This is a genomic window from Wolbachia endosymbiont of Rhagoletis indifferens (assembly GCF_048537595.1).
Classification (GTDB): Bacteria; Pseudomonadota; Alphaproteobacteria; order Rickettsiales; family Anaplasmataceae; genus Wolbachia.
Genome location: NZ_CP175923.1, coordinates 609,102 through 623,995, shown reverse-complemented (window position 1 = coordinate 623,995; position 14,894 = coordinate 609,102). Strand labels below are relative to the sequence as shown.

The 14,894-nt window shown below is 36.0% G+C and carries 19 protein-coding genes, 2 tRNA genes and 1 pseudogene; 16 read left to right on the top strand and 6 right to left on the bottom strand.

Annotation, left to right across the window (positions count from 1 at the left end; translation table 11 throughout):
• Positions 1-253 precede the first annotated feature (253 nt).
• Positions 254-1,297 (bottom strand): class I SAM-dependent methyltransferase, encoded by a 1,044-nt coding sequence (locus ACJZL1_RS03180; protein ID WP_265025806.1) that lies wholly within the window; start codon positions 1,295-1,297, stop codon positions 254-256.
• A 101-nt stretch (positions 1,298-1,398) separates the two neighbouring features.
• Here ACJZL1_RS03180 and ACJZL1_RS03175 point away from each other — a divergent pair, with 101 nt between their 5' ends.
• Both ACJZL1_RS03175 and ACJZL1_RS03170 read left to right on the top strand, forming a co-directional pair.
• Positions 1,399-1,770 (top strand): hypothetical protein, encoded by a 372-nt coding sequence (locus ACJZL1_RS03175; protein WP_419246963.1) that lies wholly within the window; start codon positions 1,399-1,401, stop codon positions 1,768-1,770.
• Positions 1,771-2,055 (top strand): DUF2610 domain-containing protein, encoded by a 285-nt coding sequence (locus ACJZL1_RS03170; RefSeq protein WP_007549418.1) that lies wholly within the window; start codon positions 1,771-1,773, stop codon positions 2,053-2,055.
• Positions 2,056-2,061: 6 nt separating this feature from the next.
• Here the strand turns inward: ACJZL1_RS03170 and dapD are convergent, their stop codons facing one another.
• On the bottom strand, positions 2,062-2,892 hold the full coding sequence (gene dapD / locus ACJZL1_RS03165; RefSeq protein ID WP_265025805.1) for a 2,3,4,5-tetrahydropyridine-2,6-dicarboxylate N-succinyltransferase: 831 nt from the start codon (positions 2,890-2,892) through the stop codon (positions 2,062-2,064).
• A 73-nt stretch (positions 2,893-2,965) separates the two neighbouring features.
• Between dapD and ACJZL1_RS03160 the strand changes: the two are divergent.
• From ACJZL1_RS03160 to ACJZL1_RS03140, 5 genes and pseudogenes are all read left to right on the top strand, one after another.
• A pseudogene (locus ACJZL1_RS03160) lies at positions 2,966-3,022 on the top strand (hypothetical protein); the annotation flags it as partial.
• A gap of 66 nt (positions 3,023-3,088) precedes the next feature.
• Positions 3,089-3,394 (top strand): hypothetical protein, encoded by a 306-nt coding sequence (locus tag ACJZL1_RS03155; protein WP_419247537.1) that lies wholly within the window; start codon positions 3,089-3,091, stop codon positions 3,392-3,394.
• A 103-nt stretch (positions 3,395-3,497) separates the two neighbouring features.
• On the top strand, positions 3,498-4,178 hold the full coding sequence (gene rpe, locus ACJZL1_RS03150) for a ribulose-phosphate 3-epimerase (protein ID WP_265025803.1): 681 nt from the start codon (positions 3,498-3,500) through the stop codon (positions 4,176-4,178).
• 397 nt (positions 4,179-4,575) lie between these two features.
• Positions 4,576-4,722 carry a hypothetical protein gene (locus ACJZL1_RS03145; protein ID WP_353285084.1) on the top strand — a complete coding sequence of 49 codons (147 nt, stop codon included), beginning with the start codon at positions 4,576-4,578 and terminating at the stop codon, positions 4,720-4,722.
• On the top strand, positions 4,707-5,663 hold the full coding sequence (locus ACJZL1_RS03140) for an IS5 family transposase (RefSeq protein WP_419247219.1): 957 nt from the start codon (positions 4,707-4,709) through the stop codon (positions 5,661-5,663). The genes ACJZL1_RS03145 and ACJZL1_RS03140 overlap by 16 nt, the downstream gene beginning before the upstream one ends.
• Before the next feature lie 263 nt (positions 5,664-5,926).
• Here the strand turns inward: ACJZL1_RS03140 and pnp are convergent, their stop codons facing one another.
• Genes pnp through ACJZL1_RS03125 form a run of 3 tightly spaced genes read right to left on the bottom strand, consistent with a single transcriptional unit; the run spans position 5,927 to position 8,781 of the window.
• Positions 5,927-8,200: a polyribonucleotide nucleotidyltransferase gene (gene pnp, locus ACJZL1_RS03135; RefSeq protein WP_265035083.1), complete on the bottom strand. Its 2,274-nt coding sequence runs from the start codon at positions 8,198-8,200 to the stop codon at positions 5,927-5,929.
• 14 nt (positions 8,201-8,214) lie between these two features.
• A complete protein-coding gene (rpsO, locus tag ACJZL1_RS03130) occupies positions 8,215-8,487 on the bottom strand; it encodes a 30S ribosomal protein S15 (RefSeq protein ID WP_419247502.1) in 273 nt (90 codons plus the stop codon).
• A gap of 12 nt (positions 8,488-8,499) precedes the next feature.
• Positions 8,500-8,781, bottom strand: a complete 282-nt coding sequence (locus ACJZL1_RS03125) for a hypothetical protein (protein ID WP_419247501.1) — start codon at positions 8,779-8,781, stop codon at positions 8,500-8,502.
• A 122-nt stretch (positions 8,782-8,903) separates the two neighbouring features.
• Here ACJZL1_RS03125 and ACJZL1_RS03120 point away from each other — a divergent pair, with 122 nt between their 5' ends.
• Positions 8,904-9,176: a hypothetical protein gene (locus ACJZL1_RS03120; protein WP_265025798.1), complete on the top strand. Its 273-nt coding sequence runs from the start codon at positions 8,904-8,906 to the stop codon at positions 9,174-9,176.
• A gap of 485 nt (positions 9,177-9,661) precedes the next feature.
• On the opposite strand, the gene ACJZL1_RS03115 is transcribed toward ACJZL1_RS03120, so the two are convergent.
• A tRNA-Gly gene (locus ACJZL1_RS03115) sits at positions 9,662-9,734 on the bottom strand.
• A 180-nt stretch (positions 9,735-9,914) separates the two neighbouring features.
• Between ACJZL1_RS03115 and ACJZL1_RS03110 the strand changes: the two genes are divergently transcribed.
• The 8 genes from ACJZL1_RS03110 to ACJZL1_RS03075 all read left to right on the top strand — a co-directional run bounded on the left by ACJZL1_RS03110 (position 9,915) and on the right by ACJZL1_RS03075 (position 14,877).
• Positions 9,915-10,535: a ribonuclease H-like domain-containing protein gene (locus tag ACJZL1_RS03110; protein WP_341818518.1), complete on the top strand. Its 621-nt coding sequence runs from the start codon at positions 9,915-9,917 to the stop codon at positions 10,533-10,535.
• A gap of 124 nt (positions 10,536-10,659) precedes the next feature.
• Entirely contained in the window at positions 10,660-10,983 is a 324-nt protein-coding gene (gene trxA, locus ACJZL1_RS03105) for a thioredoxin (protein WP_265025796.1), read from the top strand.
• Between the two features lie 42 nt (positions 10,984-11,025).
• A tRNA-Ile gene (locus ACJZL1_RS03100) sits at positions 11,026-11,099 on the top strand.
• Positions 11,100-11,180: 81 nt separating this feature from the next.
• Positions 11,181-11,837: a CADD family putative folate metabolism protein gene (locus ACJZL1_RS03095; protein ID WP_419247500.1), complete on the top strand. Its 657-nt coding sequence runs from the start codon at positions 11,181-11,183 to the stop codon at positions 11,835-11,837.
• A gap of 47 nt (positions 11,838-11,884) precedes the next feature.
• Positions 11,885-12,283, top strand: a complete 399-nt coding sequence (locus ACJZL1_RS03090; RefSeq protein WP_419247499.1) for a dihydroneopterin aldolase — start codon at positions 11,885-11,887, stop codon at positions 12,281-12,283.
• Positions 12,283-13,563 carry a dihydropteroate synthase gene (folP, locus tag ACJZL1_RS03085; protein ID WP_419247498.1) on the top strand — a complete coding sequence of 427 codons (1,281 nt, stop codon included), beginning with the start codon at positions 12,283-12,285 and terminating at the stop codon, positions 13,561-13,563. Before ACJZL1_RS03090 ends, folP begins: the two co-directional genes overlap by 1 nt.
• The gene (locus tag ACJZL1_RS03080; RefSeq protein ID WP_265035095.1) at positions 13,560-14,063 is read left to right on the top strand and encodes a dihydrofolate reductase; all 504 of its coding nucleotides are present in this window, start codon (positions 13,560-13,562) and stop codon (positions 14,061-14,063) included. The genes folP and ACJZL1_RS03080 overlap by 4 nt, the downstream gene beginning before the upstream one ends.
• 76 nt (positions 14,064-14,139) lie before the next feature.
• Positions 14,140-14,877, top strand: coding sequence for a putative folate metabolism gamma-glutamate ligase (locus ACJZL1_RS03075; RefSeq protein ID WP_419247497.1), 738 nt, complete (start codon positions 14,140-14,142; stop codon positions 14,875-14,877).
• Positions 14,878-14,894 lie beyond the last annotated feature (17 nt).

Sequence of the window (14,894 nt, the reverse complement as noted above, 5' to 3'; positions counted from 1 at the left end):
CTTCTAGAATGGTATAAAACCCTCGGTCGCGCGCGCAACTCTATTCCTATAGTGAGTAGCTCCCTATTATCTCATTTATATCATATTTTTAACTTACCCAATAACATAAATTACTTTAGCTATGCTATAGCTAAAGTGACTTAGGTTTACCTACAATTTGAAAAACAACAAATTCGTCATTCCGCTACTAGTTAGCGGCTGAGATACCGCGAATGAATCGCGGTATGACGTAGGGAAACCTTTCTTGGGCTAGCTATATCAATAGCATTGCTTTAAAAAGAGTGCCCATATTTTCAGTCAACCTTAGGAATTCACTAAAGATCCTATTCCTTTGTTCATCACTTGCGCTTTTCATTAAAGCCTGGGTTCTTTCTTTTATGCCAAAAAGATATAAAAATTCCCTTTGAGTTAAAATCTCGCAATCTACGTGTTTTAATGAATCTTTTAATGCTTGAAAATTTACAAGTGCGGTAATATCACTATTACCAACATTCTCAAGAAAATTAGCATACTTATGTTGTTTTATCGATTGCAAAGTGCTCTTATACGCGGGGTATACATAACCGTAATCTATAATCAAAGCAGCTCCTTTATGATTATATATCTTCTTCTCAAGTTTTTTTAATATTTCAACCCCAGTTGAACATATTTCCACCACTGCACCATCGAAACCCCCTGTCATGCAAGTAGCTGACACTGGAATCCATGATTCTTTTTTTCTGGATTCCAGTGTCACGCACTGGCATGACACCAAGAGACTGCCATCATCTTGTTTTGTCACCCTATTTTCATACCACCCCTCATTACGATATACAAACTGATCTATCGGAAGAGCGTCAAAGAACTCATTTGCTAAAAAAATGGTTGGTTGTTCTGGTAGGTTGTCAATATTTTTGTGCCAATTAACATCTAAGCCTTTTAATTTTTCCTTTTGTATCTTCCGTAAAGTAGGGCTTATTTCAACTAAGTGGATCAACATTGAATTAAAAAAGCTGCTGTATTTTTTAGTGACTCTTATTATATCGTGAATGAGTGTTCCTTTGCCTGGTCCAAGTTCAACTAGAGAAAATTTTGATGGCTTTCCTAATTTTTCCCATGTATGCATTATCCAAACTGCAATTACTTCACCAAATAATTGGCTGATCTCAGGTGCGGTAGTAAAATCACCATCCTTACCAAGTGGTAATTTATTCGTATAATAGCCGTATTTTTCATGGTACAAAACGGCATTCATGAAATCACTGATGGATATTGATCCTTGACTTTTGTCAATTAATTCGTGTATATAAGTGAGCATGTTATTAATAAATGTTTAACTATAGTGTGCCATAATATAAAATAGTAGAGTATTTATATATATAGTATAAACTTAAGTTTGTGAGTAATAGTGCTTCAGTTATGGACGACAAAAACACCGATTATGTTGCCCTTATACCTCAAGATGATAGTATTGAATACAAATTTGAAGAAGCTGTCAATTTTATAGAAAACAAGGTTATAAATGCTGACGGGTTAACTTTAGCAGAGGTATTTCAAGTGCTAGTTCAAATGCTAAATGGTGATCTAGAATTGGTAAAAAAAGTACTAGCATATGCTAATATTATGGCAAAGCATGGAATGAAGGTAGCAAAAGAGTCGCAATTAAGCATAGCTGATGTTCGCCGAGCTTTGGAAGGTAAAGAAAGTGTTGTCAATAGACAAGATTTTATAAAGAAACCACCTCTTCCACCTGCTATAAAATCGACCAAAAAGAAAAGTAGAGGTCTTTAGATGGCTGAATCTATAAAAAAATTTACTGTACAATGTGACTTCAAAGGGCAAAGTTCACCTTTTGCAATATATATAGGAAATCCAAAAAGTGATGCTCATCCAATTCATCATCAAGATTCCTGGCTTGTAAAAGAACGTGGAGGGAATATCCCTAATAAAGTAAAAGAAAGTCTACAAAAATTATATAAATTATCTCAAGAAAATGGAGTCTCTTTCTCAGAGCTATGCGCGTATGCCATTACTGTGGTTAGTAATAATGATAAAAAAAGTGACGACAAGCAGTGAGATAGTTTAATCCCTCAATATTTCATTTATAGAGACTTTCGATCTCGTCTTTTCATCCACTTTTTTTACTATGACTGCACAATAGGTTGAAATGTTATTTTTAGATGGAATAGACCCTGGTATCACTACAGAATAAGGCGGCACTTCGCCATAAAATACCTTGCTAGTTTCTCTATCAATAATTTTTGTTGATGCCCCAATAAACACACCCATGCCAAGGACTGATCCTTCTCTCACTACCACACCCTCGGCCACCTCGCTACGTGCTCCAATAAAGCAATTATCTTCTATAATGACAGGTGAAGCTTGAATAGGCTCTAAAACTCCACCTATTCCCACTCCACCGGAAATATGGCAGTTTTTTCCTATTTGCGCACAGCTACCAATCGTTGACCAGGTATCTATCATTGTTCCTGAATCAACATATGCACCAACGTTAATAAAACTTGGCATTAGAACAACATTTGTACCTATATAAGCAGATCGGCGAACAAAACACCCAGGAACTGCTCTAATTTTTAACCGGCGAAATTTTTCCTCATTCCATTCACTAAACTTGTTACCGATCTTGTCAAACCAGCAATTGGTATTGTCTATTATTTTGCTTTCTTCAGTGAGAAAATGTAATAATATTGCCTGCTTTATCCACTTATGTACTACCCATTCTCCACTTGATAGCTTTTCTGCTACTCTAATTTTGCCACTATCAAGGAGCTCAATTACCTCTTTAATTGCTATTCTTGCTGTTTTCTTTAGATTACAGTCATTAAATTTTTCTCTATTTTTCCAAATATCTTTTATCTCACTCTGTGTTTTTTTTAGTTGCAAACCTTCCATTTGTTATATATATATTGATATTAAATTTATAGCTCGTATCATTTGGGCTTGTTACTACTTATATGTAAGTGCTATGAAAATACAATGTAATAGTTGTACTAAAACTTACTTAGTATCTCCTAAGCAAATTGGCGCGTCTGGAAGGAAGGTAAAATGTACGAACTGCAATCACATATGGCATGAATATCTAGAAGAAGTGTCAAACAAATCGCACTCTGCTAATATACAGGAAAAAAAAGTTAGTGGAAGGAATTTTTTACAAAATCTAGCATTTACCACTCTAGCTTTTGCAACAGCTACGGGGTTATGCGTCGTAATTGCTAATGGCATCTTTCCTAGAGAGATGAACAAAGCATACAAAACGATCAGTTCATATAAGGATTCAATAGGCTATAAATTAGGGTACAAAAAAGAACAAACAGAAAGTCCAAATGTAAAAAAACTTGCTGTAAATAAGTTTTATCAAGACTACCTTTTTTTATCTAATTTAAGATCTAGTTAAATAGGCATACCGATATCGGTATCCAGTTCCTCTAGTTATTCAGATGGTGCTTAGGGTGACAGAGTTTTAAAAATAAGTTATTTTTTAGCAAAAAAGGCAGCTCATGAGTATTAAAATTGCACCTTCTATACTTTCAGCAGACTTTGCAAAATTAGGAGAAGAAGTAAGAAAAATTAGCGATTTAGGTGTAGATTACATACACATAGACGTTATGGATGGGAATTTCGTTCCAAATATTACAATTGGTCCTAGCGTTGTCTCTGCAATACGTAAATATAGCAATCTTCCTTTTGATGTGCATTTAATGGTCAAATCTCCTGGTAACCACATTGAAAGCTTTATAAATGCTGGTGCTGATATTATCACTGTACATGCAGAAGCAGAGATACATCTTGAGAGGTTGATAAGAAAGATAAAGTCATACAAAAATGTAAACGATGCAAAAAAACCGATTCAAGTTGGAGTTTCAATTGTTCCTTCAACTTCCCCAAGTGTGCTTGAATACATAATACATGAGCTAGATATTGTACTGATTATGACAGTCAACCCTGGCTTTGGAGGGCAGGAATTTATTCATTCACAGTTGAACAAGATATCTACTATAAAAAAAATGATACAGGAGCATAATCTTAAAACACAAATTTCAGTAGATGGTGGAATTAACTTTTCTAACGCAGCTGATATAATAAAAGCAGGTGCAGATATTTTAGTTGCGGGATCGGCGATATTCAAGGCTGAAGATATTAAGAAGGCCGTAAACGATCTTAAAAATCCATCGTTGTGACCCTATATAGCTAGCTACGTCATACCGCCGCGGCGCATAAGTGTTGAAAGTGCAATCACACAAGGTGATTAATGGTATGTAAATCTCCTCTTGATATCAACCTTCGTTGTTGGGAAAGCAGATAAACCACGTCGAAAATTCGCTTAAACCTTCTAACCACAGGCAAAAAGGCGCTTTTTTAATTTATTTTATTACCATTGAAATTTATGCCGTTAACCACCTTATATAATGCCACTTATAGCACTTTTAACACTTATGCGCCGCGGCGCTAACACGTAGCGGAATGTTGGCAAACCTAAGATCTTTAGCTAGTTAACACAAACCATTTCTGTATCCGTTCAGCAGAGTGGCAAAATAGGTAGACAAGGTGATCTAAAAAGATAATCATAGAGTAAATGTGAGTTACAATAAATGGTGTCATCCCAGTGCCCAGACACTGGGATGGCTTTGTTGCATAGCAACCGAAAAAATCTGGTGGCTACTGACAAAATTCATTATAAATAACCATTTAACTGTTGAAGAAAAAATATGCCACAGAAAATGAAAGTCAGTAACCAAAACGAATATAACAAATTCCTTGAAAAAAGGGGAAATATTTTTCGTTACATCGATGAAGCTATCGAAAATTGGTATGAAAATAGTCCAAAAATGCAGGGCGGCAACAATATTTACAGTGATAAAGTCGTAATTTTGGTGCATATAATTGTCAATCTTTTTAGAATTGGTTTAAGACAAACGGTGGGGTTTATAAAAGGATATCTGCAACAAATAGGAAAAAATTTGGCAGTTATCAGCTATTCACAAGCATCAAGAAGGTTTAAAAAACTTAATATTAAGATAAATGATTGCAGGGTTGATAAAAGCAACATGGAAAATATTGAAATTATCATAGATAGCACAAGTATCAGCATTTACAGTAACACTCCTGGCCACAGTAAGGAAAACAGTGCAGATAGAAAGTACCGAAGCTACGAGCAAGTAAGAAAGTTACATGTTATGTTAAGTGTGAATAGTAAAAAAGCTATAGCTGCAAGATACAGTAATGGCGTCTACTCTGACCACTATGGAGCTTGCGATTTGCTTGAAGAAGTTAATTTTCAGCACAAAATAAAAGCATTATATGCAGATAGGGCATACGATAGGCACAAACTTTATAAATTGTGTAAGAAATACGATATAAAGACAAAAGTTCTACCAAAAAAGGATGCAGCAGAACATTCAAAAATAGATTATATGTCTGACAGAAATGCTGCTATTAGGTTAATAAAATTATATGGACAAGATGGTGTAAAAGAGTGGAAAAAGGAAGCAATTTATGGAAAGAGATCTTACATAGAAGGATTTTTCTCAAGGTTGAAGCAAGTATTTGGATTTAGCTTTAGGAATAAATCTGAAGTAAATCGTGAAAAAGAATTACTAATTAAGTGCTATTTGCTCAACAAATTCACTGATATTGGTATGGCTAAATTTGAAATCATTACATAAATTTGTCGTAAACCATCACTGCTTAAGGTGCTATGCAACAAAGCCATCCCAGTGTCAAGCACTGGGATGACAAGAAAGGGAGCACTGGAATTTTTGCTTCAATATTTGCACATTAGCCACTTCCCTGAACAGATACTCAATATTTGCACATTAGCCACTCCCCTGAACAGATACCCATTTCTATTATCTACCAATTTGAAAAAGTCTCTGGTCCAAGTAGTCAAGCTACTTGGATGACGAGAGGTAACGCAAGAAGTTTACTCTTAATAAAAACCTGATGATGAATCATTATTACCAAATTTCGGCCTGTTTCTGTTGCTGAAACCAGAACGAGGACGAGGAGGCCTCTTATGGTGACTTCCTCCAGGTTTTCTATTAAATGAATTATTGTAATAATTATCCCTGTCATTTGGACCATCTTTCCTTTCCTCGTTGTAAAGCTCACCTTCAAAAAACTCTCCCGTCTCTTGATCAACCCGACGTCTTGACAACTTTGGACATCCACCTTTTTCGAAGTCAATTACTAGTGCTTTGAAAGTATCATCTTGTTTAAGTATGCTCTCTATAGAATCTATGTGTTCATTAGCTACTTCACTTATGTGCATTTTTCCTTTTCTGCCATTAAGAAATTCAAGCTCTACAATAGACTTCTCTATTCTTACAACCTTGACATCAACTATAGAACCTTGTTCTAGTTCTGTTATTGAATCAATCATCATACTCTTTGCAATTTCAGCTTCAGTGCCACTCGTGGCAAAAACAGAAACTTTACCATCATCTCCTATTTCAATTTTTGCATTACTTCTTTCACACACACTGCGTATATTTTTTCCTTTAGCACCAATAGCTGCAGAAATTTTATCTTTATCTATGTAAAATGATAACATTCTTGGTGCATGGTCTTTGACATCATCACTGTGTTCTGAAATCACTGCATTCATTTTTTCTAAAATATGTAATCTTCCAGCTTTTGCCTGTTCTAAAGATTTTTCAACAATTTCAAAGCTTATACCAGAAATTTTCATATCCATTTGTAGTGCCGTAACCCCTTCACTAGTTCCTGCTACTTTAAAGTCCATATCACCAAGATAATCTTCATCACCCAATATATCGGAAAGTATCACATACTCGTCTTTATCTTTAATAAGGCCCATAGCAACTCCAGCAACAGGGGCCTTTATTGGCACACCCGTATCCATTAAAGCAAGAGAAGTCCCACAAACTGTTGCCATAGAAGAAGAACCATCAGACTCCAAAATTTCGGACACTACTCTTATTGTATAAGGAAATTCAGATTTATCGGGTAAAACAGGATGAATTGCTTTCCAAGCAAGTTTACCGTGACCAATTTCTCTTCTTCCAGGTGGACGTCCAGTAGAAATTTCTCCAACAGAAAAAGGAGGAAAATTATAATGTAACATAAAGTGCTCACGTCTATCCCCTTCAATATCATCCACGATTTGCTCATCTTGCGTAGTGCCAAGAGCAGTAACAACCAGCGCCTGAGTGTTACCTCTGGTAAACAACGCAGAACCGTGAGTCTTGGATAGAACATCAACTTCAATTTCTATCTGACGTATTTCATCATGCTTACGACCGTCTATCCTTACACCTTTCTTTCTAATTATTTCACGTACTAAAGATCTTTCAAAGTTTTTTACTGCATACGTAATTAACTTTTCGTCTTTTCCAGCTTCCTTAAGAGCATTCAATATATTATCTCTGATCGCTTCTAGAGCTTGAACTCGCTCTTGTTTTACTGTTTGTGAATATGCTTTCTCAAAATCTTTACCGTGTTTTTCAAGCTCTTGTGTTATATCTGATATATCAACAGGAGCAAAGCTTTCAGGTTTATTGCCAACTGTATCAGCAAACTCTTTTATGAGCTCAATGACAGGCTTAAGGTGTTCATGGCCAAATTTTATTGCATTAAAAACATTTTCTTCAGAGAGCTCTTTCACTTCTGATTCAACCATTAAAATTGAATTTTCATCACCAGACAAAAATAGATCCAAGCTGCTTGCTTTCATCTCTTGAACAGAAGGGTTGAGTATATAGTTATTATTTTCATCACAACCAACCATCACTCCAGCTATAGTAAAGTAAAAAGGAACACCAGAAATTGCAAGAGCTGCAACAGTACCAATCAATGCTGGCACTTCAGGAGGATTGACTGTATCATAAGTTAATAGATTGCACACCACACTAACTTCATCATTAAATCCTTCTGGAAATAGTGGTCTTATACTTCTATCTATTACTCTTGAGATTAAAGTTTCTCTATCAGATGGCTTGCCTTCTCTTTTAAAAAAGCCACCAGGGATCTTACCCATGGCATAGCTTTTTGCGATAAACTGTACATTTAAAGGTAGGAAATCAACATTTTCTTCCTTCTTCTTACTTACAACGGTTACTAAAACAGAAGTATCACCGTAATTTACAACTACTGAACCATGAGCTTGGCGTGCTATTTTTCCTGTTTCTAAAGATAAGGCACGACCACCCCACTCTATAGATTTTTTTATAATTTTAAACATACTAAATTCCTCGATTATTTTCTAATGCCTAACTTCTTTATTAATTCCTGATAGGCTTCATTACCAAATTTACGCTTTATATAATTTAAGTGCTTGCGTCTTCTACCTATCAATATAAGTAAACCACGCTTAGAGTGATGGTCATGCTTGTGCACTTTAAAATGCTCAGTTAAATTACTGATCCTCTCGGTCAAAATTGCACATTGTACAAAAGATGAACCTGTATCATCTTCTTTAATTGCATATATATTTATCAAACTCTTTTTCTTTTCGGATGTTATCGACATCTAAACCTCATTTTAAATATTAAAAACACGAATAGGTTTCACACAACCATAAATAAAACTGCAGATTGCAATAGGTACACTACCCACTATCGTATAACAAGTATCATAATTCTTTAAATTACGCAAGTTATTTAATACAATTTCCTGACCTTTTCTGATTTTCCCCGCATCTTCTAGGGAAATTTCAACTTTGAACATCGATTTTAAAGCCGATTCAAGGGGGATAACGAAACTTTTTGCACTACTCCCTGTCACTCTCTTACCTTCTATTACTCCAGTATCACCTTTTGTCATCGAAGTAGCTTGAATACTTGGATCCAGCTAAGTTGGTGAGCATAAAAGTATAGCTAATGCGAGCTCTACGTCATCCCGTCACGGTATCTCTAGATCCCGCTAACACAGCAGCGGGATGATGATTGTCAACTTCCCCTGTCATCCCAGTAGCTCCTTCGGTGTCATTCCAGTGCTTGACACTGGAATCTAGTTTTCTTTACAAATTCATCAAAAGTGCTTCATTCTATAACGCAAAACCCATACTCACCAAACCCAATGCATTACTTGCAATTAAGTTTCCTGGATCCCAGTGTCTGGGCACTGGGATGACACCCTTCCTGGCGGAGATTGTTCTCAAATCACAATGTTCGTACAGTTGTGGATTCATTCGCGGTATCTCAGCCGCTAACACGTAGGGGAATGACGGTTGTCGTTTAGCTATAAACATTAAGAAATTTACCAAACGAAAAAAAAGGCAAAAGAAGCCCCGATTACTATCTATTTTCAGTATTGGCGTTTTTTAAGTCTTAAACACTGCAATTTAGCTGCTTTTAAATGCAACTCACCTTAGCTTAAATGTTTAAGAAATTTACTAAGCAGAAAAAAAGGCAAAGAAATCCCGTGGTAATTAGTGTTCACTCTCTAATCCTTCAAATTGGCGTACTATACTGTCTTAAACGCTTTATAAGCGCGTTTCGGCTTGTATAGGTAGAAACCTAAAAGTTTTATAAAGACATAAGGTGCACATAGTGCGAAAAATTAAAAATAAGACGCCAAGTACGTTGTTTTTTTTGCTGTTTAATCTGCACAGATGAAGATAACTGAATACCTTCAGTTTCATGATAAGGGGGCTGGCGGAGTTTGTCAAGGAATCTTTGACGAAATGATTTTGAAAGTAAAGAGCGGGAGAAGGGGTTCGAACCCTCGACCTCAACCTTGGCAAGGTTGCGCTCTACCAACTGAGCTACTCCCGCAATTAAATTAACCTAAATTTACTTAATTATAGGCATATACAGCGATTTGTAAACCCCGTGTACACGAAAAATGTGAGAGCCCATAAATTTGTGTGGTTCCTTCTATGATCTTTTCGTATACTTAAGGCTCATTTTTGATTATCATAGGTTTTCAATTGTGCCAAAAAATGTATTAATTTTATGGGAATATTTTTATATAAAGACGACTTGCCAGCTAGTTCAATACCAGATGATGTAAGGTCTATAGCTGTTGATACCGAGGCAATGGGGCTACTTCATAGCAGAGATAGATTATGCCTTGTGCAGCTCTCTTTTAATGATGGCAACGCTCACTTAGTTCAACTCAAGAACGATTATACAGCGCCAAATTTGAGAAAAATATTAGAGGATAAAAATATAACTAAAATATTTCACTTCGCGCGATTTGATGTAAGCATAATACGTCATTACTTGGAAACTTGGGCACTTCCGTGCTATTGCACAAAAATAGCTTCACGTTTGGTTCGCACTTACACAGATAATCATAGCTTAAAAGAGTTGTGCTTAGAGCTGCTTGATACCAAACTAAATAAGCAGCAGCAATCTTCTGATTGGGGAAATGAAAATTTGACAGACAAACAAAAAAGTTATGCTGCATCTGATGTTTTGTATCTTCATAAGATAAAGGAAAAGCTAGACTTAATGCTGGAACGTGAAAATAGAAAAGAATTGGCCCAAAAGTGTTTTGAATTTCTTCCTACTCGTATTGAGTTGGATTTAATGGGGTGGGAAAACGTGGATATCTTTAACCACCAGATGTAATCATTTGTGAGAAGTTTTTTGTTTGTGCAAAACACTTTAGGGCAATTTTTCAGGCTCTGCGGTAAGAATTTAGTTGATTAGTTGCTAATTGATGCGCTATATTTTACAAAAATTTAGGTATTTTATGAGTGATGATATTACATCGGTAAATGATCAAAATTTCAAATCTGAAGTCATTGACTATAAAGGGTTCGTGCTGGTAGATTTTTGGGCAGAATGGTGCGGGCCATGCAAAAGTCTAATGCCACGTATCGAACAATTGGCTAAGGATAGAAAAGGCAAGATCAAGATCTGCAAATTCGATATAGATGGAGAAACTGAAGTGCCAAGTAAGTATGGAGTGCAATCTATACCCACTTTAATCATATTTCAAGATGGTAAGGAAATTGCACGCAAAATTGGTGCAACAAATGATTTGCTAAGTTGGGTTGATAGTGAAATAAGCTAATAGACAAATTTGCTTTTGTGTGTATTATAAATATTGATAAAAGGGATTGTAGCTCAGTCGGTTAGAGCAGTTCGCTCATAACGAATTGGTCGTAGGTTCGAGTCCTACCAATCCCACCGTTGTATTGATCTTAGCATGATCGTAACAATGAGAAAACTATAATATATGAACTATATGTTGATATAATAGAGGAAATAATGGAATTTACTAAATCTTTGAATAATAAGTTAGATGAGTTGCACTTACTAAATCATCCATTCTACCAATCATGGAATACAGGAAGCTTAAGCTTGCAAGCTTTACAAACCTATGCTAAAGAATATTATCACCACGTTGCTGCGTTTCCTCGTTATATCAGTGGTATACATTTTTTGTGCCCAGATCTAAAAATGCGACAGGTTTTGCTTGGTAATTTGATAGAAGAAGAACAAGGTGATGAAAATCATCCAGAGTTATGGCAGCGTTTTGCTGAAGGACTAGGAGTAGCACGATCTGAACTTCTTGAAGATGCACAGATTAAGGAGACGCAAGAATTAGTTGACGGTTACTTTGACATTGTAAGATCAGGTTTTGCGGCAGGTCTTGGAGCCTTGTACGCTTACGAACGTCAAACTCCAGAGGTTTCTAAGTCTAAAATTGAAGGTTTAAAAAAACACTATTCAATAAGTGATGAGCGTTCTCTTCAATTTTTTACGGTTCATATGCATGCTGATGAATGGCATTCTGAGGAGTGTGCAAATCTTATTGAAGATCTAGATGAAAAAGAGCAAGATAAAGTTATGCAGGGTGCTCAAAAGGGAGCAAAACTCTTATGGAGTTTTCTTGATGGAATGATGAATGCTAGCGTGTGTTAGTAGTTGTAAGTAGCTTGAAAATTAAAACTTAGTGGTGTTGGAATGCAATGTCTGCATGTAATCTTCTTATATCTGACTTACGGCTTTGGGTTCATTTAGGCTATAGTGTAGAAGAGAAGTCTCATTCCCAATTAGTTAGTATTGATGTTGATTTTATTTTTAAATCTCCTCCTTTAGGGCTTATGACTGACCGACTTGAAGATACTGTCTGCTATCTAGAGATAGTACAAAATATTCAATCTCTTGTTCAGAGCAAGCAATTCAATTTAATCGAGCACTTAACCCATGATATATACAGAGCCATTAATAATCTTTTGGTGCAAAAAAAACATACTATTTCTTCCATAAGAGTGACTACTCACAAAGTTGCACCACCCGTTCCTAATGTGCATGGAGGCGTCTTTTTTACCTATTGTAATGCACTGCAAGAACAGGAAGATAACTAATGATCTATATTTCTATTGGCTCAAATATGGGAAATCGCTTTTCCCATTTACAAAAGGCTGCTCAGTTACTGAAGGAGCGCTATTTTAAAAATTTAAAATCTTCAATTGTTCTGGAGACTAAGGCTATTTTACCAAATGATGCTCCACCTGGGTGGGACAAGCCATTTCTAAATATGGTTGTGTATGGAAGTTGTTCTTCTTCTCCTGAAGAGCTGTTAAAGGGCCTTAAACAAATTGAATGTGACATTGGCCGCCTGCAGGTCTATGGAAAATGGGCACCTCGCGTTATTGATTTGGATATTTTGTTATGGGATGACCTGACACTTGATACATCCTACCTTAAGATTCCTCACTCAGAATTGATAAACAGACCATTTTTGCTTCACTTGATGGCAATGCTGAGCCCCATGGCAGTAGTTAACAAAACGTTTGGTACTGTTAACCCTAACATTAAGGATTGCTTTTTAAGGAGTTTTACGCTTTCACCAGAGCTTGTAGGTATTGTCAATATTACTCCTGATTCATTTTCAGATGGTGGTCTTTATTATGATGCAGATCAAGCAACCAAACAGTCACTGCGGCTGTTATCAGATGGTGCAAGCATAGTTGAACTTGGTGCTCAATCAACAAGACCTGGCTCCTCAATACAAACTCCAAAAGCAGAATATGCACGCTTAAAACCAGTGCTTGATAATCTTAGTCATTATATGGAAGCTGGTGATATTAAAGTCAGCATCGATAGTTTCTGGCCAGATGTTATTTTGAACGTTTTGGAGCACTACAACATTGCCTGGGTAAACGATCAGAAGGGAGATCTAGATGATAATACCTTAAAAGCAATCGCTAGCAGTGGATGTGGCATCGTTATTATGCACTCACTCTCCATACCACCACATAGAGACAACATTATCCCAAGTGACACTGATCCAATTGATACCATAAATAATTGGGCAGAGAAGAGCATTAGCAGGTTATTTGCCCTAAGTTTTGATAAAAATTCAATAATTATTGACCCTGGTATTGGTTTTGGAAAATCTATGTACCAGAATATCCAGATTTTACGCAATATAGAAGCATTGCAAAGTTTTGGCTGCAAAGTTCTGGTTGGTCATTCTAGAAAGTCATTTATTTCTTCTTTTTCTACAGAACCTGTCTTTAACCGAGATTTAGAAACAATTGCTTTATCATCTGCATTGCACAACAAGGTTGATTTCCTTCGAGTGCATAATGTGCGTGATCACATGCGATTTTTTGTAGCTCAAGCTGCTTTACAGGGATGATAGTTATCGGAATTATGGCTGTTGATCCCAAGGGGGTAATTGGAATAAATAATGGATTGCCCTGGCATTATCCAAGTGAGTTAGATCATTTTCGTCAGGTAACTGACAAACAAGTTATTGTTATGGGAAGAAAAACGTTTGAGATAATACCCCAAAACATATTAAAGCCTATTGTTTTTTCTCGTAACAAATTAAGTCCTTGTTTTAATAAAGGCATAAAATGCACTATTGTTTCTTCTATGCAAGAGTTTTTGTCAATCCAAAGTAGTTCTAAAGTCTTCATGATTGGTGGAGCACAAATAGCGCACCTTTTTTTAGAATATAATCTAATCTCAGAGTTTATTATGACTGAAATTTACAAAACTTATAAGGGTGATACATATTTCAACTTAACACTTCTTAGTGGATGGAATAAAACTATTCTCACCAAAACAAAAGATTATACTATATGTAGATTAACACGTGATAAAGATGGAAGAAAAAATTGTGAAGCTCATTAAGTCTCTTAACTATAAATTATGCCAACTAAAACAACAGGTAAGAGGGCTTTTATGAGAAACTTTTTGATGTAATAGTATGTATGTTAAAGCAATTTATACCCACCGCATTGAATGTGGAGAAGTATTAGAGCAGGTTCTTGATCGCTATGTTTCAGAGCTGCTAAGAGAGGAAGTTGTTCTTGCTATCACATCAAAAATCATTTCTGTTTGTCAAAAACAGGTGGTTTGCAAAACTGCTTGTTCTAAAGAAGAGCTAATCAAAAGAGAAGCTGATGCAATTGTTGATGTGGACCACAATCCTCATAGTATCTGTTTAACGATTAAAGATAATATCTTAATTCCATCTGCTGGTATTGATGAATCAAATGGTAATGAGGTGTATATTCTATATCCAAAAGATGTTCAGAAAACAGCTCTGTCGATATGGAACTATCTCAAGACAAAACACTGCATAAAACATCTTGGTATTTTGATTACAGATAGTAATGTAACACCTATGCGTCGTGGAGTTACGGGCGTTGCTCTTGGTTGGTGTGGATTTGAACCACTTTATTCCTATATAGGCAAGCCAGATCTTTATAATCAACCACTGCAAGTAACACAAGTCAATCTTCTTGATGCACTGGCAACATCTGCTGTTTTAGTTATGGGAGAAGGGGCAGAGCAAACACCAATGGCAATAATTAGTGGTGCACCAAAGGTTCACTTTCTTACTCGTCCGCCAACTACAGAAAAAGAAAAAAGTGTTAAGATATCTATGGAAGAAGATCTTTACTCTCCTCTCCTCATGGAAGCCTATTGGTTAAAGAGTTAAAGAGAAACTTAAAATTT